Below are 20293 nucleotides of genomic sequence, written 5' to 3' on the forward strand. Positions count from 1 at the left end.
TTGGAGTATCGATTATAAAGGACAATTTCGATTGGGTAATAACCAATTATGCTATCCATTAACTGTGACGGATAACTTCAGCAGATATTTATTGGCTGTTGAAGGCTCAGAGCGTATTTCTGGAGTGAGTACTAAAGAAGTACTTACTCGATTGTTTACAGAGTTTGGTTTACCTTTAGGAATACGCAGTGATAATGGCCCACCATTTGCTGGCACTGGAGTAGGAGGATTAAGCAGGCTTTCGGTATGGCTTATTAAGCTTGGAATCGTTCCTGAGCGAATTAGGCCAGGACACCCTGAGGAAAATGGACGTCATGAACGCATGCATCTGACACTTAAAAAAGAAACCGCATCACCACCCAAATGGGATCAAAAAGAGCAACAATACACTTTTGATTTGTTTAAAAAAATGTTTAATGAAGAAAGGCCTCATGAGGGAATCGAATTTAAAAGGCCTGCATGGCTATATAATCAATCATCACGCACTCTTCCTTCCCGTATAGCACCAGTTGAATATGATTCTTCTGTTGAGAAAACAAGAAGAGTCCGTACCAATGGAACAATGAAATGGCTAGGGAAAGAGATTTTTCTTTCGGAAACACTCATTGGGGAAACAGTAGGAATGAAGCCTCACGCTGAAAATGAATGGAAAGTATTTTTTTCCTTTTTACCTATTGCTATTTTTAATGAAAAATTACTCAAAGTAACCAAATTATGTTAATTTAATGTTACCGATGTGTCCGGACATTTATGTTACCTATGTTCCGGTCACACAGTGCAGTGCCAGTGTTTATAATCTCTGGTCAAATTAAAAACTATTAATATGGGATAGCTTAGCGTAACGTCGGGAGACTTCACACAACTTTAGGGACATTACCTACTATACTTTTATTGTTCGAAGTGTGTTCGCAATCAGAATAATCATGGTGTCGCCGTTCAATGATCTGAGATGAGTATTCGGTGACAATAATTTATATTCAAAAGGTTGAGTAGAGATGAAACTCAATGTGACAGAATATGTTTTGCGCCATCATCAACAACGTCAGAACCATCCTGCGTTGTTGCTTGTGGATGATGTTGGCCTTTATCAATCGATCAGCTATTCTCAATTATATCACGATGTATGCTGTTTAATTGCCGGATTGAAGGGGTTAGGCGTTGCGGATAAAAGTATCGTATGTATTCAGGCAGATGATGTGTACGATTTAATTTTGTTGTTTTTGGCCTGCAATGGATTGGGCTGGATTCCCTGCTTGTTGTTGAATAATTTGAGTGATGATGAAACCGATTACATCCTACAGGACACTCAAGCCGCATTATTTTTTTGCTTAAAAACAGAAACTACTCCGATAACTAATCCTGTAGCAACACGAATGGTAATGCAAAGAGAGTTTCAGGAGTTAAAAGCAGCTCCACGTGAACCTTTTGTACCACAAACACATTTTAACGACCCGGCTTTTCTTTTTTATACATCAGGCAGCTCAGGACAGCCAAAAGGAGTATTGCATGCGCAACATGCCATTCTGGCAAGAGAGCTTAATATAAAAAGCTGGTTGACATTAAAGGCTGATGATCGGGTGATGCAGACAGATAATCTGTGTTGGACCTATTCCATGTATACCGGTCTACTGGATCCGCTTATGGTTGGGGCTACAGCAGTAATAATTAAGGCCTCAAACACTACTTCTCTTGCAGAAAGTCATATTACTCCTGATCACTGGTTAAGAATGATTGATTATTATCAGGTCAGTATTCTTGCATCTACTCCTGATATTCTGCATTCTATTGCCGCCTCCAATTTGCTTTCTAATTATCCAAATCTGAAATTAAGGCAGGTGGGGGCAGCAGGATCTTTGATGATGGAAAACACTCAGGATTTGTGGATAAATCAGTGTCATTTTCCCATATATATCGCATTAGGCATGTCAGAAATTTCAACATTTATCAGTACGGGACCCAATATTCCTTATCGTAAAAATAAACTTGGGATCATTCAACCGGGTAGAAAAGTAGCTATAGTGCCGATAGAGTGCAAAGAGCAACCCGTTCCCGCAGATACACCGGGCATGTTGGCTATTCATCGTGATGAGTTAGGGTTAATGATTGGTTATTTGAATGATACAGATCCCGAACGACATTTTCGCGGTGACTGGTTCCTTACTCAAGACATTGTCAGCATGGATAAGGAGGGGTATATCGAATATTTAGGAAGGGCTGATTTAATCATAAAGGTAAACAGTGGCTTTCGAGTTTCACCTTTAGAAATTGAACATGTACTTAATTTACATCCACAAGTAGTAGATTCCGCATGTGGGGCCCGTCAAGAACACAATTCTGCGAGCAATCAAATTATTGCTTATGTAGTCGTCACTGCATTGCAAGCTGACGTCGTTGAAAGCATTATTCGATTACTTAAAGATCATCTGACCGATTATAAAATTCCCAATCAATTGTATTTTGTGACCAGTATTCCGCGCAGCAATCGGAATAAGATTCTCCGAAGTGAGTTGTGCAAATTGGTCCCGATTCAAGTACATTCAATCAAATTATAAAGACGCCTTGGCTAGGAACTCGTGGTTTGGACAAGCCGAGGAGATTATAAACAGTATTCGAAAATAGAATAGTGGTTATTTATATTTCATATAGCGAGTCTCATTCCATAGGAATTTAGAAGAATATAAATTGTATATTATTGATTTTAAATGTTTTTTAAATTTACCCATAGAGAAATTTGAATGTTAACCTGTCTTCGTCACCTCAAGTCTGATTGCTGTGATTTTGATCACTCAATATAATCACTGTCCGTTGTTACCTTGGAGTCCTGATGTGATGGATGACATACTCACAGTAAGTTCTGAGCATCTTGTGAATGCCGGACAAGAATCTCAGATAAATCTAGGTCAAACCAGTTTGCAGAGTAGTGTATTCAATAATGAGGTTAATGATAAACTGGAACGATTAATTAAAGAATTCACCTGGCCTAATCAAACAACTTTAATACCGCAGGAATCTGAATCCAGTGCGAATACCCAATCTGTTGATTCTTCGGAATATCTGGATCATGATTTAAAAAATAACAGTAGGATAATGCAACAACAAGCTGCATTTTTTACCTCATCATTACCTACAGGACAAACAAAGCAAAAACAGGTTTCAAATGAAGGGCATAAGAAATCAGCGCATACTTTAAGGAAAGAAAATGCGCTGTTCGCACTTAATGTCGGTTTTGGTGTGGGTTTAGCTTGTGGAATGATTGGAGTGCCAATAGGTTTTTTTGGTCAATTTGTACTGGGAGTTACTCTGTCAAGCATGGCTTTGGGTTTCATGGCTTTGGGTATCGTTCTTTCCCTTTATATTTTGCATAGGGAACGCAAGGATGAATGCATGAATTCAGCAATTTCCTGTACTCTTTGAGGTAATAGAGCATCATTCATAATGTCTGTTGTTTCGTTCATTTTATTCTCTGCAACGGGTATGGAGCTAAGGATTTGATCTTGAGCTTTCAATAATGAACTATTGGATGCATATCTATTAAAGGATTGGGATGTATCCACTCACCTCCAAAATACAAAAAAGACAGCATTGATAGCCGTACTTAAGGCCCCTTCGACTGAATTAGTGATACGGAGGTATTTTGTATTATGATCAAGCTCATTTATTCTGATCCCCTACTGTAGGAGTTTTACCTTATGTATAAACTTTGTTTCAATGTTCCTGAAACACATCTTGAACTAGTTAAAGAAGCGATTTTTGCCGCTGGGGCAGGAGTTATTGGTAATTATTGCAAATGTTCATGGCAAGTATTAGGGGAAGGCCAGTTTATGCCCTTAGCTGGGAGTAATGCATTTATCGGCGAACTAAACCAATTAGAAACAGTAGCGGAATATAAAGTTGAGACTGTTTGTGAACATGCATGTATCAAGGAGGTTATTGAAGCCTTAAAAAGCAGTCATCCCTATGAAACGCCTTCATATGAAGTTTGGCAATTAGAGGCATTTTAATCATGGAACATGAATAATCACCATCCTGTTGATTTACTCTAATTCCGTCTTATAACCAGAATAATCGAACCCAGAGGTACAATAGAGACATTCCTATAACTGGAATAATTACAAAACCAAGAAATAAATGTATCTGAGTTCGATTTTCTGAGGATGAGCGATAATATTTTAAAAATTTCTTGAAAATAGACATGAACATCAGCCTTTTATCTATTGAGTTCATGACAGAATACTATGGAACTCATGTTCATTAAACATTCTATTTTACTCAGGAATAAAAATTGAGAAACCGGATGTGTTGTTCTTGATGCCAAACGATGCATATTGAGCGGTTCAATAATGACTAAATTGGGACGTGGTTGGTTGCTCAGTCAAGGTAATAATGGATATCATCGGGCAGTTAATAAATCAATTACTGAGATCACTATGACAGGCACTTTCCTGACCACATCGATGACACCAGAGCTTTGTTGTTCCAATTTTAAATCCAGTCTTTCTTTTTACGTTGAATTGCTTGGATTTAAAATTCAATATCAGCGAGAACATGAAGGATTTGCAATGCTTGAACGACAAGGTTCACGTATTATGCTGGATGAAATAAGAGCGAATACAGTTATGGGGAATAAACGGGTATGGATTACAGCGCCTATGGAAAGACCATTTGGCAGAGGAATTAATCTGGAGATTAAAACTACCCAGGTTGAACAGCTGTATCAAGTTTGCGAAGAATCAGAAGCTACTATTTTTTTACCTATCGAAGATAAGTGGTATCGAGCAGGTAACGTAGAGATTGGAAATCGTCAATTTATAGTTTTAGATCCGGATGGATATATGCTGCGTTTCGTGGGCGAGCTTGGTGTGCGTCACCTGAGCGAGTAGTGAACATGCCTTAATAAAATGTGATGTTTTGGGATTTTTTAATCCAGGATACTGGATTTTAGTGTGGTTTGATTCATTATTTATGAGAGCGTTTCATTTACTATGTTGAAAAACTACTATTCTGTATTGCATACTTCACTCCTGACATCAACACACAAAGATCGTAATGAATAAACTACAGAAAATCTCTTGTCCCATCTGCGGTAAACAAAATACCTGGCATTCTGAAAATACCTACAGACCTTTTTGCTCTGAACGATGTAAACTGATAGATTTGGGCGAGTGGGCCAACGAAACACGAAAAATTCCTGGAGACCCAGTTGATCCCACTAGTTCACCTGCTGGTAATGATATTGCTGATGAATCTGGAGATCAGTTCTTTTAATTGTTTTAATCTTGAGATAGGAGATGAGCTCAAGTTCCAGTTACTGAGCATTGAGGGTATGAGCTTTGATGCATCAAGATATAAAAGCCCTCATTAGAGTTGCAATCCAGAATCATGTTCTTTATTGAATTCAGGCAACTCGTGTTTTATCGTAGCAAGCGCTTCTTCAAGTGAATTTGCTTGTGAAATTGCTTTAAATACAGTTAAGCGTTTGTCCAGATGTTCTGTATTTCTAGTGGGATTTTGTTCTTTTATTTGAGTGTTTTTCTCGATGCCATTCTCAGCAATTGCTTTAATCACTGTAAAATCATCATTCGCTTTTAATGCTTTGATTAAATTAGCCAAATTAGGATAGAGCTGCGCTTTTAAAGATACCCCAGGCTCGACAAAGTGGCCACTTTGCAAAATGGAACATAATTCCAGATTGTACCTGTTATCCGGTTGGGTTACTTGTTTCGTCATTAAATCCAGATCGGTAGGATCTTTCGGTCCAGGAGATATTCCAAATTTATTCTTATATTCACTCCATTCATGCTTAATCGCTGTCATTTCTGGACTGTTATCCAAACTGCTTATATAAAGTTCTGCTAAATCAATGAATGCAGATGTTGAATGATCCGTGCTATTAAGTAATAGCGTTATCCCTTCATTTAATTCATAGAGCTGCTCATTTTCTTGATATTCCTCGCTGTTTTTATCCAGTGAATTTTTATTGAAAAATAAAATCCTACCTGATTTTTCGATTAAATCTTGAACTTTAGTACTTAAAATAGGACCAAAATCACTAATATTGTTCTCGATAATTTGCGTTAATTGACTTGCGGATAGTCCGTATTTACCTTTAATTTCAGCCCATTCCTTTTTAATAGCCTTTGTTTCTTCTGTGTCGTCCAGAATGTTGATAAACAGCTCTGTCATATCAACAGCTTGTCCTGAAACGGGTTTTTTTTCATCAAAAAGAACGGACATTCCGCGTATAAAATCGATGAATTTTTCGTTTAATTTCATTTGGTTAGGATTAATGATGGTTAAGTTGTTTTCCAGGATAATATTTTCCGTTTTCGCGAGCATTTTACGTATAGTAATAGTTCCTTCTTTCCATTTTGCAATGTTTCTATTGAGATGGCCTTGTCGAGTATTCAAATTTTTAGAGGTATCCTCTATAAGTGCGTTTAATTTTGGTTCAATCTGGCTCCATTCATCAGCTGAAAATTCACTTTGATGATCATATAGAAAATCACTTAAAACATTAATGGCAGAAAAAACACAGTTCTTTTCGGTTAAGTCATTTGCTGTTTCACGCAATCCGGGCATCAGAGTATATTTTTTTTGGCTGTCGATTTTAACTTCTTTAAAATATTCCAGGAATTTGTTTACCATATCTGAGGACATCTCAAAGCTGAGCGAGTCTAGTTTTGGGTGCATTAACATAGGACTATCATCTTGCCAAGATGCTTCCTTGGATCCTTTAAGCTTTTGAGCAATTGAATGATGAAGTATGTTTTCCAGCCAATAACTGGCAACTGGAAGAACCATATCCAGATCATTATTCGGAGAGAAGCCTTCTGTTATTATATTTTCCCCATTATAAACAACATTTATGGCAGTATGGCCACTAAAGGTACGTTTCTCCTTAATCCAATCAATAGGATTGGTCGATCTGGGAACTGTTATTATCTGGATGGCACTGAGCGTTGATGCTCCAGTTAAATCATTCATGATGTATCTCATTTACTTAATACATACTTAAAATATTAGACTAATTTTAATCGGACTGGTGCTGTATTGAACCGGTGATTCATGAGCGTCCGTATTGAATTGATGCGGCAATTGATTAAGGTAGGGAAAACAACACATCAGGAACAGGTCTTGTATTTTGTGCTCTTGAATTTTTTATCGTCGGTTTTACGGGATTGTTCATAATTCCGTGAGGAAGCTGGTATGGAGCTATTTAGAGCTGAACTGAGTCTTCATTTCTTAATATTTTATTAATGTTTGCCTGTCATACTGCGCGCAAAACATCAAGTGAGTATAAAAGATGATACGTGAGAAGCTGCTGGAAATTTTCAATGAAGTAAAGCAACCTGATGAACTGTTAATTCGACTTTCCGAAGCCCCTTTTGCAGTCACTGAATTTACGGACGAAGGTGATTCGGTACTTCATATACTGGCTAAGTCAAATCTGGCTAAAAGTAGTAGTTTTTCGGATTATCTTAATGTGTTGATGACCGCCGGAGCTGATGCAAATGCGATCGATAAACAAGGTAATAGTTTTTTACACGACTATTTAAAGTATGCAAGGATGTATGATGTGTATACAACCTTCGATCTGTTGTTGGAAAGTAACGCTTTTGATATCAATCAAACTCCTGAACATGGCCAATCATTGTTTGAACTTCTCTACAGTTTAAATGAATATCATTTAAGGGAACTATTTCCAAAATTAGTGGCACATAAAAATTTCAACCCTAATCAACAAACCTCTAAACATAATTCCGTACTGTTGCATATGCTCTCAGAGCCTGTGTATCAGCATCGAGAACATGTTTATGGAATGGCAGTACATGTTCAGACAAATCCCAATATTAAAAATAAAATGGGACAAACCGCTTTGGCTCAGCTCTTGTCAGATACTCAATTTAAGAATATGCGTTTGATTTCCGCGTTAATCGATCATGAGCAATGTGATATTAATGTTTTAGATAATGAGGGCAATAACTATCTGCAACTGGCGATTATTTATTGCAAATTTCAGAGCGAGGACATTGCATCACTGTTGATCAAGAAAGAAATTGATGTTGCACATAGAAATAATGAAGGAAAAACTGTATTTGATCTCATTATCGAGAATCAAGCCGACAGATCGGATTATGCAAATAAAAAGCTGCTCCTGGATGTTCTCAAGCTCCATCCATCATCACTTTTTGAAAAAAACTCAAGTGGCCAGCTGATATTGAGAGAATTATTTAGAAGCCAGGATTATACCATCACATCAGAATTCGGTACTCTTCTTGAATTAGGCAAAAAACAAAAAAACAGTAGTGAGTTACTTAAAAATATAATATCGGATTGTTTTGATGATTTTAATAAAAGACGGATACCTGAGGCGTCAATAGTCTCGTTAAGCAAAGCAATTATTGATGCAGATATTGGTATAGACGTCGAATATTGCCTCGCTTGTATTGCAATTCATCCTTCTTTTTTCCAAAAAGAAGAGCTCTATAATAGTCTTAGAAAACTCGACCCGAAAATTAATTTAAGCACTATTATTAGCCATGTGAAGCGGTTAACCAAAGATAACAGTGATGAACGATCAGAGGGAATAAAGGTTGTTACTGAGTTTGGTTTTCAACTGGATTGTTTCGATGAGGAGATGCTCGCTCTGGAAGCAGACTATCTGCGAAGCAAATCCAAAGCCGGGATTGATAGAGATTCCAAAATGTTGGGACATTTATTTTCATTAAGCGGGTCAATTCCTGTTAATAACCATCCACTCAAGCTTACTGGCGGTTTTTCCTCTGATACCGCCCCATTTATGCTGCATTTAATGAATGCCTACGTATCACATTGCGAGACAAGTGGCGCTCATAGTGAACATCTGGAGGGTATTCGGCAAGTACGAAACATGACAGTAAAAGCAGTACGTTTTTATTTTCTGTCCAAGTCATGGCTGAATTATTATCCCTCGATGAACGGTTCAAGGGACAGTGTTGTGTCCTCTATGATAGAGGACAGTAAAAATTCAGGTGTGGAACTGATCACCGGATGGTCTGGGCATGCGGTTAACCTCATCATCAAACAGGATAACTTATATCGCAATAATGGCGGTGGATGCAGTACTGATGCCACGACAGAACATTACAAAATATCCAAACCTGAGAATTTAACCCCAGCCGTGATTGAAGAGATCTACAGCAAGAGCCATCAAGAATCAAATAAAACCTACATTCAACGTGATTTGCATGTCATTCTGGGTTTGATATTTGAAGGGATGATTGCCGGTAAATTTCAAACGGTCGGCAATTGCAGTCTTGAAAGCCTGATAATCGCTTTGAAAATAAAATATCGATTGTTTTTTCCTGAACACCTAGCTGACGAATTATTTTCAGACACAGTGAGATTTTTCGAACAGTTTTATTTGGCAGAATACCTGTCTCAGTATCCCAATAATTCAACTTTACCTCATTTATTAATGCGGTTAATCATTCAGAAGTTAATGCCAGAGGGACAACTTGAGTTAGCAGGTACCTTATTAAAGGATCATTTTGTTTCTCAAGCAAATCAGGAAATCATGCACATTGAATTCATGATTAACCAATGGAAGCTGCGTTTTAATAGCGGATCTACAGAACGATTTGATACGCAACTACACGCGCTGGGTGTGGAACTAAAGCCTGAGATGAATAGACGACTACACGTGTTGGAGCGTTTTCTGAACGATGAAGTGACTGGTGATGATTTGGATGAATTGAGAGCATGGCCTGCAAATCAGCACACGTTCCAGGGTTATCATTTATTGCACATTGCCATCATGAATAACAATACAGCACTTGTTACTCAGTTGATACAGATGTTTCCATCATCTGTTAATCAAACAAACTGGTACGATCAAGAGCCATTGTGCCTGGTACAATCGGTTGAAATGATTGATATATTAATTAAGGCAGGAGCCAGTACCGCCAGGACTGATGACGATAATGCATTAGACTACGCCATTAAAGCGAACAGAGCCGATCTGGTCAGTGCTTTAGTTAAAAATGGTGCTCAACCCAGTGAATACAGTGCTTATTATGCTGCCAATAAGGATCCAAAGATTTTACAGTCTTTAATGGAATATTTTCCCGCTACTATAACAAAACCTACTCACAATCACAGCAGTGCTATTCATGCTGCCGCGCGAAGTGGCCATAATGAAAATCTCCGTAACCTGGTCTATTATGGTGGGGCAAATCCTGCTGCGAGGGATGTGAATGGGATTACGCCCATTCAATTAGCCCTTAAAAATGGACACAATGATACCGCACGGTTATTGCTTCAATATCCCGGTACGTTATTCAAGTCACCACATCGTGGCGATTCTGTTGTCAATATGGCCAAAGACGTTGATCTGCAGGACACGATTAAACGTATGAAACACGAAAAGAAGGCCGATAAAAAACATTTTGAGACCTTCAAAAAAAGCAATCCAGGTGTCGTTCAGGAGGATATTGATTATCTCCTTCTAGCAATCCATTTTAAAGATGTCCGTGCTATTCGTGGATGTTTACTCGCATACCCGGATATTAAAGTTGTTAATAATAGCAAACTCTATTGCACCACTCCATTGACAGCAGCCATACAAAATTTGGCTAAGTTAAAAGACAAAGACTATGCAGATGCATTTGAAATTGTCCAATTACTCCTGAAAACTCCAGGTATTGATATCAATGCGTGTATGGCGAGTTCGGAACCAATCCTGTTCATGGCTACATCCATTAATGATCTTTCAGTACTTGAGTTGTTCCTTGCTGATCCCAAACTGGATCCTAACCAGCAAGATAATGTCGGATATACCGCCTTGCATGATGCTGTTGAGCGGGGGCATTTAAGTTGCGTTAAGCGATTACTGCAGGATGAACGTGTTGACAGCTCTATTGTGAATCATAAAAAGAAAACTGCAGCAGATCTTAAAAGTTTCGAGCCTGCGGTCAGAGAATGCTGTGAAGAGGTAGCCAAGCACCAACAGACTATGCAAAGGAACTCATGTGGCATGGCGGTATAACTTAAGCTGATTGAATTTCATCTATTTACGTTTCAACACCTGTTGAGATCGGATATTCTGGAATAGATTAATGGATTGTTCTATTCGCAGGATTTATGAAAAACTCCAAGGTCGAGGCAAAATTCACTTTTAGTGAAGAGATTGGGTGTTTTTCGTAAATCTTAATTCACAATTTCAAAAGGCTATCTCATGGTTCAATGGCTAAAAGAATGGTGGCAGGAACGCATTGTGCGACGTTCACTCATAACCAATGATGAATGGAATGTTGCATTTCAAAATTTGCCATTGCTCCATCGCTTGAGTGTTCAGGAAAAAGACAGATTAAAACGGTTAGCTATTTTATTTCTTTATTACAAATCTTTGGAAGGCGTTGGAGAGCTGAAAATCACCACCGCCATGCAGTTATCTATTGCTTTGCAGGCTTGTTTACTCATTTTAAACCTTGGATTACATTGGTATGATGGATGGGTCTCAGTAGTGATCTATCCTGGTGCCTTTTCAAGGCAGAGCAGAGAGGTGGACGAGTTTGGTATCGAACATCTGGGCAGAACCAATCTGAGTGGTGAGTCCTGGCAGCGTGGCCCAGTCATTTTGTCCTGGAATGATGCATTACACCATGGCGAAATTGATGGACACAATGTGGTGATTCATGAGTTTGCGCATAAGCTGGATATGCGTAATGGTCGAGCAAATGGTTTTCCTCCTCTCCATAAAGGCATGTCTGCTCAACAATGGGCAAAAGAATTTAATAATGCCTATATTGATTTTGGACTTCGTATCCAGCAACACAATCCTATTCCGATAGATCATTACGCTATTGAATCAGCAGCGGAGTTTTTCGCTGTATTCACTGAGTTATTTTTTGAAAAACCGGTAATAATCAGGGATTATTATCCAGCACTATATGATTTGTTAGTTTTGTTTTATCGCCAAAATCCTGTGAAAGCATTTATCTAACTGAATTCCTGCCTATTTCAATTTCCTGCAATACGAGCCAGTTCTTGTGATTCATTATGCCTGATTGGAATATAAACTTAATCAGTTATATACTGAATTTGTGGCGAATTGATATGATGAAAGACAGTATCCTGTTTGCAACATACGCTCTTAATGTTTTGAACTGGGTCAACAGATCGAAGCTGCGGTACTATATCCTGTTTTTTTAGGTGGTGCCGTGTGAAGTGGTGGAACCTTGTATAGCCGGAAGCATGTCAGGTGAAGGGGCACAACATGGCGTTTTTGACACGTAAGGCGGTCGCATTTGACGTGTTGAACAGCAAGAAATTTGAGGCTGAGCTTGTCATCGTTGCCATGAAGACAGGTAAACCACTGAATGAAGCACGCAGGGAAGCATATCGCGCACTTCGATCAGTGGTGAGCATCCAGAGTCCATTTTTTGGCTTCCTAATGGATAGAGCATTAGGGGCGTTATACACGCGGGCTTGGTCTCTAGATGTGGATTGGGAGGCACTGAAGAGCTTGCAGCATGAGAATGCTAACAAATCCCTGGTTTTTCTTCCGACGCATCGTTCGTATGCCGACAATTTCATTCTGGCGAAGGTTCTGCAATCGATTGGGATGCCGCGTAATTACGTTTTAGGTGGTGAAAATCTTCGTTTCTTCCCGATAGGCACTATTGGTCGTCGAGCAGGGGGCGTGTTCATTCGTCGCAGTTTCAAAGACGACGAAATCTATAAGTTGGTGGTGCGTGAATACATGCGATACCTCGTAAACTCCGGAGCCAATCTGGAGTGGTATATGGAAGGCGGCCGGTCACGAACGGGTAAGCTAAGACCCCCAAGGTATGGACTTCTCAGTTACCTCCTCAGTGCATTAAACGATGACGCGGTCGAAGACATTTTGCTTGTACCTGTATCAACGACATATGACCAGTTACAGGAAGTGGGAAAGTTGGCAGCCGAGGAAATGGGCGTTGCCAAGGAAAAGGAGAATTTCCGTTGGTTCGCCAACTATGTAAAGGCACAAAAAAGAAAAAATGGCACAGTCTATGTTCGATTCGGTCAACCATTTTCTTTGCGCGAGGCAATTCCAAGTGGAAACAATCAGTCTCTCCGATGGACAATTGACAAGATTGCCTTTGAGATTTTCCAGCGAATTAATCAAGTAACGCCTGTGACGGCGCAAGCGCTGGTGACTATTGCACTGCTCAGCGTTCACGATCATGCGCTCACTTTAAAGGAGGTTCAGAACGTGATCGATCCTTTATTGGAGTATGTTGCTCAGCGCGACTTGCCGCTCACTGCTCTTGGTCATTTGCGCAGCGCGCATGGAGTAGAGGAAGTGTTAAATACTCTTATTCAATCGGGAGTAATTGGTCGGTATGACGGTGGTATGGTATCAGTATTCTATATCGAGCCAGGCAAGCATTCAGTCGCTGCATTTTACCGTAATAGTGCAATTCACTGGTTTGTCAATCGTGCTATTGTCGAGCTTGGCGTGATGGCAGCTTCACGCGAAGGAACATGTGATGCCATTGAGTGTGGACTTGAGCAGGCCTTCGCTATTCGCGACTTGTTGAAATTCGAATTCATTTTTAGTGAGAAATCTGTTTTTCAAGAGGAAATCAAGATTGAAGCAAAGCTGATCGATCCTGATTTGCGTCATCTGGTTCCAGGTAAGGCTGTTAGTTCATCGGTTCTCGAAAAGGCTCCTTTTTTGATTGCGCATCGTGTGTTACCAGCATTTCTTGAGGCTTATTTCATTGTTGCGGATCAATTGGCTGCGCAACCAGCCGATGTGCCTGTAGATGAAGAACTCTTTCTTGCGCGTTGCATTGCGATCGGCAAGCAATATGTTTTGCAGAAGCGGTTGCGAAACCCTGAGTGTGTCAGTCTTGAGCTCTTTCGAAATGCACTCGCATTGGCAGCTAAGCGCGGTTTGTTGCAATCGGGATCAGAGGGAATTATGGATAGGCGGCGTCAGTTTGCCGAAGAAACAACAACTGCCGTGGCTGCTGTAGCAGCGATTGGCGAACTTGATTATAGGTTGCATCATCATGAAGAGGAGTTGCACTGATGTCTATAAGCAAAGCCATTGCTGCAGTTGAAGAAGGTCCAAAAGGACCCGAAATCGGCGCTTTCTTTGATTTCGATGGTACGTTAATAGATGGTTATTCCGCGGTACCTTATTATTCAGACAGGATTAAGCGCCGTCAAATGGGGCTGGATGAGGCATCGGACATCATCAGGATGGCCTTGCGCAGAAACATCAATGAAAACGAATTCGCTTCTTTTATTGGCAAGAGCATTGCTGAATGGGCTGGTCATCCAGAACAGGAGATGGCGGAACTCTGGGCTCGTTTGTTCAAGAACAAGATCGCCGGGCTGCTTTTTCCTGAGGCTTGGCTCCTTGTGAAAACACATCAAAAAATGGGGCATACAGTGGTAATCGCATCTTCTGCTACGCGTTACCAGATAGCGCCACTTGCTGAAGAGTTAGGGGTCAAGCATCTACTGTGTACTCGGGTGATGGTACGTGATGGTACTCTGACGGGGGGTATTGAGGGGGCGCCGTTCTGGGGAGCAGGTAAGGCAGACGCTGTGCGAGATTTCGCAAAGGAACATAGCTTAGATCTGTCGCGGAGCTATGGTTATGCAAACGGTAAGGAAGATATTGCATTCCTGAAGACCGTGGGACATGCGACCGCTGTAAATCCGAAGCAATCACTGCTTGAGGTTGCTCAAAATGAACACTGGCAGGTGTTGCGCTTTGCGGCGCGACGTAAGGCATCAGTAGTGACGCGTTTACGCAGCTTGGGAGCATATTATGCGCTGATGCTCACGTCGTTGATTGGTCTCTTGTACGGCGTGACGACAGGAAAAAAACGTAAGGCTGCAGAATGGATCTGTACGACAAGCAGCGATGCCATGTTGGCTATAGCGGGTATTCACATTGAGGTTTTGGGTGAACGACATCTGTGGGAGCATCGTCCGTCAGTATTCGTGTTTAATCATCAAAGTTTTGTTGATGGTTACATTCTCTTTAGTCTTCTGCGGCAGGGTATTACTGGTGTTGCCAAGCAAGAAATCGTTAATACTCCACTCATCGGAAGGCTCTTGCGTGGGTTGGACTTTGCATTCATTGATCGCAGTAATACCTGCAGCGCCATAGAAGCGATGCAGCCGGCCGTTGATAGGCTACGGGCTGGGTTAAGTATCGCTATAGCTCCGGAAGGAACACGAAGTCTTACACCAAAGTTGGGTCGATTCAAGAAAGGAGCTTTTCATATTGCAATGCAAGCCGGTGTGCCCATTGTGCCAGTGGTTATTCGCAATGATTACGAGGTCATGGTGCGAAAATCGTTACTATTTCGACCCGGAACGGTGCAGGTTTGTGTGTTGCCGCCTATCGATGTGACGAACTGGAAGGTAGAGGATCTCGATCACCATATTGCTGAAGTGCAGGACCTTTTTCAAAAAAAACTTGATGAATGGCCTATCTCTGAATCTTAACTGAATGGAACAGGCTTAACCTCGTGTCAAACGGGCACATTATTTATAACACTATGTTTTTTCAGAAGGGGGGTAACGGAGTTGGATTAAAAAACATTGAAACTGTCGTTCCATTCTCTTTTCCTCTATTTTTAAAGAATAAATGGATGTTATGTTTTAATAAGTAAGTATTCAGATTAGTAAGACCTATGCCAACCCCACCAATGTAAAAGCTGTCCTCTTTTCCTTCGGATTTAATGTCATCGATGCCAAATTGTTGACCAGGCACTTTATCAATAAAACCGCCAGCATTGTCTTTGATGCTAACAATCAAATTGTTATCCGATTTTTTTATTACTATTTTTAACAGTAAACACTGTCCAATAGTTAATCCTTTTTTTGCATATGCATCATAAGAATTTTCAACTACCTCACCTAACCAAATATCAAAACCTATGGGAATTTTTAGAGAGGTATGTGTATTGAAGAAATCTGCTATGTTGGCTGCAATTTGTTCTGCAATATCAACAGGATGATAGGGATCAGAACTCTTTCTAGTTGTAAATTCTTCCGGGTTAATCGTAGTGACCGGTATGGATATAGAATGTTCAAAGACTTTTAAGAAATTTTTCTTTCTATCTAAGTCATCCATTCGTTGAAAATCTAAATACATCATTTTAATCTGAATAATAATAATTAATAACAGTATAACCGAACATTCCTTAAGATTTGCTTAATAAGCTAATTTTGATATACCCGCGTAAAAGTTTACTTTAATTGTTTTAAGTGGTTTTATTTTGTGCTAAAATGCCAAAATAATATCTATATGTTTTATTAATTATGACTTTTGTACTAGAAAAAATAAATGCAGAAACACTGTTAGAACAGCTTCAAAAATGGAACTCAGTTTTTTCAAAAAAGAGAAAGATGAGCAAGATTGAGCATAATGCGAAATCTATTTTTAATCAGATAGTTGAATCATTAAATGAACGTCATGGTTATTTATGGATAGCGAAACGAGATGAACAACTGTGTGCAGTATTAATTGGTGATGACAGTAAAAATGAATTAATTATTCGTTTTCTTCTTTCTAATGTCTTTGATGTGCAAGCTAAAGGTTCCGGAGCATTTTTAGTCCGGGAAATACAGAGTTTCGCTAATAAAAAAAATCTGACTATCCGAACAACATCGCAAAATGCAGATGCATTTTGGGCGAAAAGTTCTTTTCAGTTGGATGCAGATAATCCCCCTGATTTTATTTATAAACCATCTCAAATAGCTCCTGCATCTTTTTTTAAGACTTTGTCACCAAAAGAGAAGAACGTGGAAGGTAAGCTTACTCGTAGAGATCACCATCATTTTTCATAGTTAATCCAACCTGTGAATTAACTTTTCGACATCTTCTTATTGAGAAATTTCTTAAATTTGCTTGATCTTCTCACCTGATGAAGAGGTTTTTCATAAGCTACGAATATGCCATTTAATTAATCACTCAGTATATTATTTGCTATACTAATTATCATGTGTACGTAACAGCCGTTTCTATATGACTACCGAGAATTTTTTATTAGACCAGGCAAACTTTGAGAAAAAGGAGAAACTTGATGTATTAATTAATGTTCTTACTCCTTATACCAAGAACCTGCCAGTGAATCTGGATGACAAGCCTGCTGACGATAAACCTAAAGAGAGTCAATATAGCGAAGACAAAGAGAAGCGGAAAGCAGCGGCGAAAGTTATCCTAAGAGCATGGCGCGGCAATAAAATAACGCAATCTATAACTTCTAGTCCTTATTTTTCATACCTTTCAATGCTAGATCCTCAAGATGAAAAGAGACTCATGCTTTCAGCACTTATGTATGGCAGGCACGTAGCAGAGATTGCCAGTCAGTCTGAATACTACATTAATAATCCCTTTATTCCTACAGGAGCCAAATACCATCGTAACGATAATAAAGTTGGCAGAATCATGGAGTTGTTTTGTCAAAAGCTGGGTATAGAAAGCGTAAATCCTTATAAATTATATATTCCGATTAGCTTGTTAGAAAATTGCACTAAGGACCAACTAATGGATAGTGCAATTAAATTTATACAACAAGAATCAGATTGGTTTCAATTGGAACATTTGGACCATGAAATTATTGTTCATCCAAATCAACAAGTAGGCGTGCTTGTGTTAGATCCATATCAGCACTATGAAAGTGAAAAAATAAAAACTTTTATGGAAAGTAGTGGATTTATCGCTAGTCCATGGCAGCTTGCAGAAACAGTTGGGGATATGGCAGAACGACCTGCTATAAGCAATGTCGCAATTCCTATTATGCCTGATTTACCTGGTAGCAAAGAGCTGTTACTAAAAAGTAAAATGTTTAACCAGCTGCTTAGAGTATCTAGTAATGAGAAATACCCAACTCATTTACTTGCCAAGTCACTTGTTGAATTACTAAAAAATTTACCAGAGGATACCGATGAAAAAACAATTCAACGTATTGCTTTAATGACTGAACTTGCCAATGCATTTTATGCTTTTAATTACACACGCTACGCATTTTTTGTTGCAACGATTATTCATGAAGTATCCTTAAAACTAGCTTTGGATAACCAATCTCCTGAAGCGTTAGAAGAAGATTTCACAGCGTTTACTCATGTTTCTCAAACCGTGTTCCAAGAGGCGCTCGGGCTGGGCAAGACAGAGCTTGAAGCCGTCTCGGTAGTGAGCATGCCTGCTCTATCTGGAACAAATGCTTATTTCCTGGCTCAGGAAATTGCTAAGAAAATTACTAGTGTTAGTGATCCTGTTATTGCTGCTGCACCGCATGAGTATTTCGAAATAAACAATTTAATTCCTGAAGATACATCAACTCAGCCGACTATTCTATTATTAAGTGCGGGACCTATTGTCGATGGCCATGGATTAAATCCCGGAAAAGATATTAATAAATTTGTACAAAATTACGTTATTGATCCGCAAAGAACAGAACCTCTTACTTTAATAGTTGATACTACAACAGCGTTAAATAAAGATTTAAATTTATCACCAGAGGTCAAAAAGTTAATTGAATCTGGTCAACTCTCTATTATTGTATTTGAAAGTTTTCAAAAATTTGGCTTATTACATAGCGATCAAGCTCAAGTGGGTCGTTTAGTTGCATTTTGTTCTAAAAAACACTATTCGCAAGAAGAGTTGGCTCGATGGATGGCTAATGCTAAAAAGGATTTTTCAACTCATCTGGATATGCGCATTGCCGCTTATTTACATATTTATTGCGCACCTATTCTAGAAGAGATTAAGCATAAGCATTTTGATAATGGCGAGATTTTTCGTACTATTTTAGCGCAAACCGCAGTTATCAATGAACAGATAACTTCCGATACGTCCAATCTAAATACGCAAAATTATTTTGTTGCATGGAGAAATGATGAAACAGAGCAAAACTTCAAATCAATTCTTGATTTTCGCGATAGCTTTGGCCACTTTGCTGAAACTACAAGCCTAATACTAGGTATGGCCAGATTAAGTCCCGGTGCTTCTGACGCGCTCGATGCGCTAATAACAGCTAGCCAACTTTATTTAGACAGGGTGGGATTTCGCGATAAAGATCCGTTGCTAACAATTTTAAATGCAGCGGCAACCTGGGATAAATTAAATTTAAAGCTAGAACATCGAATCATTATTATGGCTGTTTTGGCTATTTATTTGGCAAAACATAAAGATTTAGTAGAAGAAAAAGAATTACCCTTATTGGAAGCACTGCTTGCCGCATGTCCACAATTCAAGGGTCGCCAAATTTATACCAAAATTTATCAAGATCTCGAGAAGTTAAAACAAGATTTTAATTATATTAACAGTCATAAAGAGCAGCTAAAAAGTGAGCTAGTGAAACGTGGAGCAAGTGCCGATCGGGCAGAGCAAATTATTAGTAATTTTAGTCTTGCCAAAATTGCCGTAGAGTATAGGTTTCTGAGGCCGGGTCCTGATTTTTTTAAAGAAATTGATGATAATCCAAACGCGTATGAAAACTTAAAAAAGATCATGCCTTATCTGAAAAACTATCAAGATTTATTAACTAATTTAGCTAATTTAAACGTTAATTTTACACCAACTAATTTAGAGAAATTTGCTCAAGAAAATCTATTTAACAAGCTTAGTGCTCTCTTTAAATCAGGCGTACGCTCAAGTGATTTCTACAATTTTCTATTATCAGGAACGTATCAACAGGCGGCCAGTCTATTTTTAGATCATATGGATTTTTTTAAGTCTTTAAATGAAAAACAGGCACAGGCTATTACGATCATAGGCACTATGATGCAGGAATATTTTGGAATAGATGAAACGTTCCATAATGGGACTTATTGCGAACAAATAATCGCTCTTGGCAATGCTGTTAAGCCTTACATTGAAAGTAATAATAATCCATTGCCAGGTAGATATTTTCTAATTGCCTGTGTCATGTCTTTAAATAAATATTATAAGGCTGACGATAAAGATAATGATAAATTAAAACAAGAATTAGAAGAACATCTTAAGACCTATGTTAATGCACTCGCCTCATCTGATGATACAAATCAAATTCCTCAAGCTCGAAAAGCTGTGAATTTTGTTTTAGAGAAGTTGAACATCACGTCATTACATAAAAGCAATATAACTTTTTTTGGAGAGAAAAATAAAGAAGTTTCTCCAGAAAAAGAGCCAGACAAGGATATCTCAATTGATAAATTCCAATCGCCTTAAACTAGAAACTGAATGAAATGAGCCGCTTTTAGAGTCCAGCCAATTTCTTGCGTCTACTCATTGCAGCAGCACCAACAGGCAGGG

At 39.0% G+C, this 20293-nt stretch carries 14 protein-coding genes; 12 read left to right on the forward strand and 2 right to left on the reverse strand.

Annotated elements, in window-relative coordinates; all coding sequences use genetic code 11:
* The 6 genes from Lqua_RS10875 to yacG all read left to right on the forward strand — a co-directional run.
* Nucleotides 1-721: DDE-type integrase/transposase/recombinase (locus Lqua_RS10875; protein ID WP_169792351.1), on the forward strand; the 721-nt coding region annotated here is incomplete at its 5' end.
* A gap of 274 nt (nucleotides 722-995) precedes the next feature.
* Nucleotides 996-2552: a class I adenylate-forming enzyme family protein gene (locus tag Lqua_RS10880; RefSeq protein ID WP_058474298.1), complete on the forward strand. Its 1557-nt coding sequence runs from the start codon at nucleotides 996-998 to the stop codon at nucleotides 2550-2552.
* A 277-nt stretch (nucleotides 2553-2829) separates the two neighbouring features.
* Nucleotides 2830-3414: a hypothetical protein gene (locus Lqua_RS10885; protein WP_058474299.1), complete on the forward strand. Its 585-nt coding sequence runs from the start codon at nucleotides 2830-2832 to the stop codon at nucleotides 3412-3414.
* A 275-nt stretch (nucleotides 3415-3689) separates the two neighbouring features.
* The gene (locus tag Lqua_RS10890) at nucleotides 3690-4001 is read left to right on the forward strand and encodes a YqfO family protein (protein WP_058474300.1); all 312 of its coding nucleotides are present in this window, start codon (nucleotides 3690-3692) and stop codon (nucleotides 3999-4001) included.
* Nucleotides 4002-4340: 339 nt separating this feature from the next.
* A complete protein-coding gene (locus Lqua_RS10895; RefSeq protein ID WP_058474301.1) occupies nucleotides 4341-4880 on the forward strand; it encodes a bleomycin resistance protein in 540 nt (179 codons plus the stop codon).
* Nucleotides 4881-5046: 166 nt separating this feature from the next.
* Nucleotides 5047-5265 carry a DNA gyrase inhibitor YacG gene (gene yacG, locus Lqua_RS10900; RefSeq protein ID WP_058474302.1) on the forward strand — a complete coding sequence of 73 codons (219 nt, stop codon included), beginning with the start codon at nucleotides 5047-5049 and terminating at the stop codon, nucleotides 5263-5265.
* A gap of 93 nt (nucleotides 5266-5358) precedes the next feature.
* Here yacG and Lqua_RS10905 read toward each other — a convergent pair whose 3' ends face one another.
* Nucleotides 5359-6984, reverse strand: a complete 1626-nt coding sequence (locus Lqua_RS10905) for a hypothetical protein (protein ID WP_058474303.1) — start codon at nucleotides 6982-6984, stop codon at nucleotides 5359-5361.
* 319 nt (nucleotides 6985-7303) lie between these two features.
* On the opposite strand from Lqua_RS10905, the gene Lqua_RS10910 reads away from it, so the two are divergent.
* The 4 genes from Lqua_RS10910 to Lqua_RS10925 all read left to right on the forward strand — a co-directional run bounded on the left by Lqua_RS10910 (nucleotide 7304) and on the right by Lqua_RS10925 (nucleotide 15498).
* A complete protein-coding gene (locus Lqua_RS10910; RefSeq protein WP_058474304.1) occupies nucleotides 7304-11026 on the forward strand; it encodes an ankyrin repeat domain-containing protein in 3723 nt (1240 codons plus the stop codon).
* Between the two features lie 189 nt (nucleotides 11027-11215).
* Nucleotides 11216-11983: a M90 family metallopeptidase gene (locus tag Lqua_RS10915; protein ID WP_058474305.1), complete on the forward strand. Its 768-nt coding sequence runs from the start codon at nucleotides 11216-11218 to the stop codon at nucleotides 11981-11983.
* Nucleotides 11984-12256: 273 nt separating this feature from the next.
* On the forward strand, nucleotides 12257-14062 hold the full coding sequence (locus Lqua_RS10920; protein ID WP_058474306.1) for a 1-acyl-sn-glycerol-3-phosphate acyltransferase: 1806 nt from the start codon (nucleotides 12257-12259) through the stop codon (nucleotides 14060-14062).
* Complete coding sequence (locus tag Lqua_RS10925) at nucleotides 14062-15498, forward strand: HAD-IB family hydrolase (protein WP_058474307.1); 1437 nt, start codon at nucleotides 14062-14064, stop codon at nucleotides 15496-15498. Before Lqua_RS10920 ends, Lqua_RS10925 begins: the two co-directional genes overlap by 1 nt.
* Nucleotides 15499-15559: 61 nt before the next feature.
* Here Lqua_RS10925 and Lqua_RS10930 read toward each other — a convergent pair whose 3' ends face one another.
* Entirely contained in the window at nucleotides 15560-16153 is a 594-nt protein-coding gene (locus tag Lqua_RS10930; RefSeq protein ID WP_058474308.1) for an ATP-binding protein, read from the reverse strand.
* Between the two features lie 164 nt (nucleotides 16154-16317).
* Between Lqua_RS10930 and Lqua_RS10935 the strand changes: the two genes are divergently transcribed.
* Both Lqua_RS10935 and Lqua_RS10940 read left to right on the forward strand, forming a co-directional pair.
* Nucleotides 16318-16845 carry a hypothetical protein gene (locus Lqua_RS10935; protein WP_058474309.1) on the forward strand — a complete coding sequence of 176 codons (528 nt, stop codon included), beginning with the start codon at nucleotides 16318-16320 and terminating at the stop codon, nucleotides 16843-16845.
* A 178-nt stretch (nucleotides 16846-17023) separates the two neighbouring features.
* On the forward strand, nucleotides 17024-20209 hold the full coding sequence (locus tag Lqua_RS10940; RefSeq protein WP_058474310.1) for a hypothetical protein: 3186 nt from the start codon (nucleotides 17024-17026) through the stop codon (nucleotides 20207-20209).
* Nucleotides 20210-20293 lie beyond the last annotated feature (84 nt).

This window comes from Legionella quateirensis (genome assembly GCF_001467955.1).
GTDB lineage: Bacteria > Pseudomonadota > Gammaproteobacteria > Legionellales > Legionellaceae > Legionella > Legionella quateirensis.

Coding starts and splice junctions, on each gene's coding strand:
- Lqua_RS10880 (WP_058474298.1), top strand. CDS start 996: ATGAAACTCAATGTGACAGAATATGTTTTGCGCCATCATCAACAACGT.
- Lqua_RS10885 (WP_058474299.1), top strand. CDS start 2,830: ATGGATGACATACTCACAGTAAGTTCTGAGCATCTTGTGAATGCCGGA.
- Lqua_RS10890 (WP_058474300.1), top strand. CDS start 3,690: ATGTATAAACTTTGTTTCAATGTTCCTGAAACACATCTTGAACTAGTT.
- Lqua_RS10895 (WP_058474301.1), top strand. CDS start 4,341: ATGACTAAATTGGGACGTGGTTGGTTGCTCAGTCAAGGTAATAATGGA.
- yacG (WP_058474302.1), top strand. CDS start 5,047: ATGAATAAACTACAGAAAATCTCTTGTCCCATCTGCGGTAAACAAAAT.
- Lqua_RS10905 (WP_058474303.1), bottom strand. CDS start 6,984: ATGAATGATTTAACTGGAGCATCAACGCTCAGTGCCATCCAGATAATA.
- Lqua_RS10910 (WP_058474304.1), top strand. CDS start 7,304: ATGATACGTGAGAAGCTGCTGGAAATTTTCAATGAAGTAAAGCAACCT.
- Lqua_RS10915 (WP_058474305.1), top strand. CDS start 11,216: ATGGTTCAATGGCTAAAAGAATGGTGGCAGGAACGCATTGTGCGACGT.
- Lqua_RS10920 (WP_058474306.1), top strand. CDS start 12,257: ATGGCGTTTTTGACACGTAAGGCGGTCGCATTTGACGTGTTGAACAGC.
- Lqua_RS10925 (WP_058474307.1), top strand. CDS start 14,062: ATGTCTATAAGCAAAGCCATTGCTGCAGTTGAAGAAGGTCCAAAAGGA.
- Lqua_RS10930 (WP_058474308.1), bottom strand. CDS start 16,153: ATGATGTATTTAGATTTTCAACGAATGGATGACTTAGATAGAAAGAAA.
- Lqua_RS10935 (WP_058474309.1), top strand. CDS start 16,318: ATGACTTTTGTACTAGAAAAAATAAATGCAGAAACACTGTTAGAACAG.
- Lqua_RS10940 (WP_058474310.1), top strand. CDS start 17,024: ATGACTACCGAGAATTTTTTATTAGACCAGGCAAACTTTGAGAAAAAG.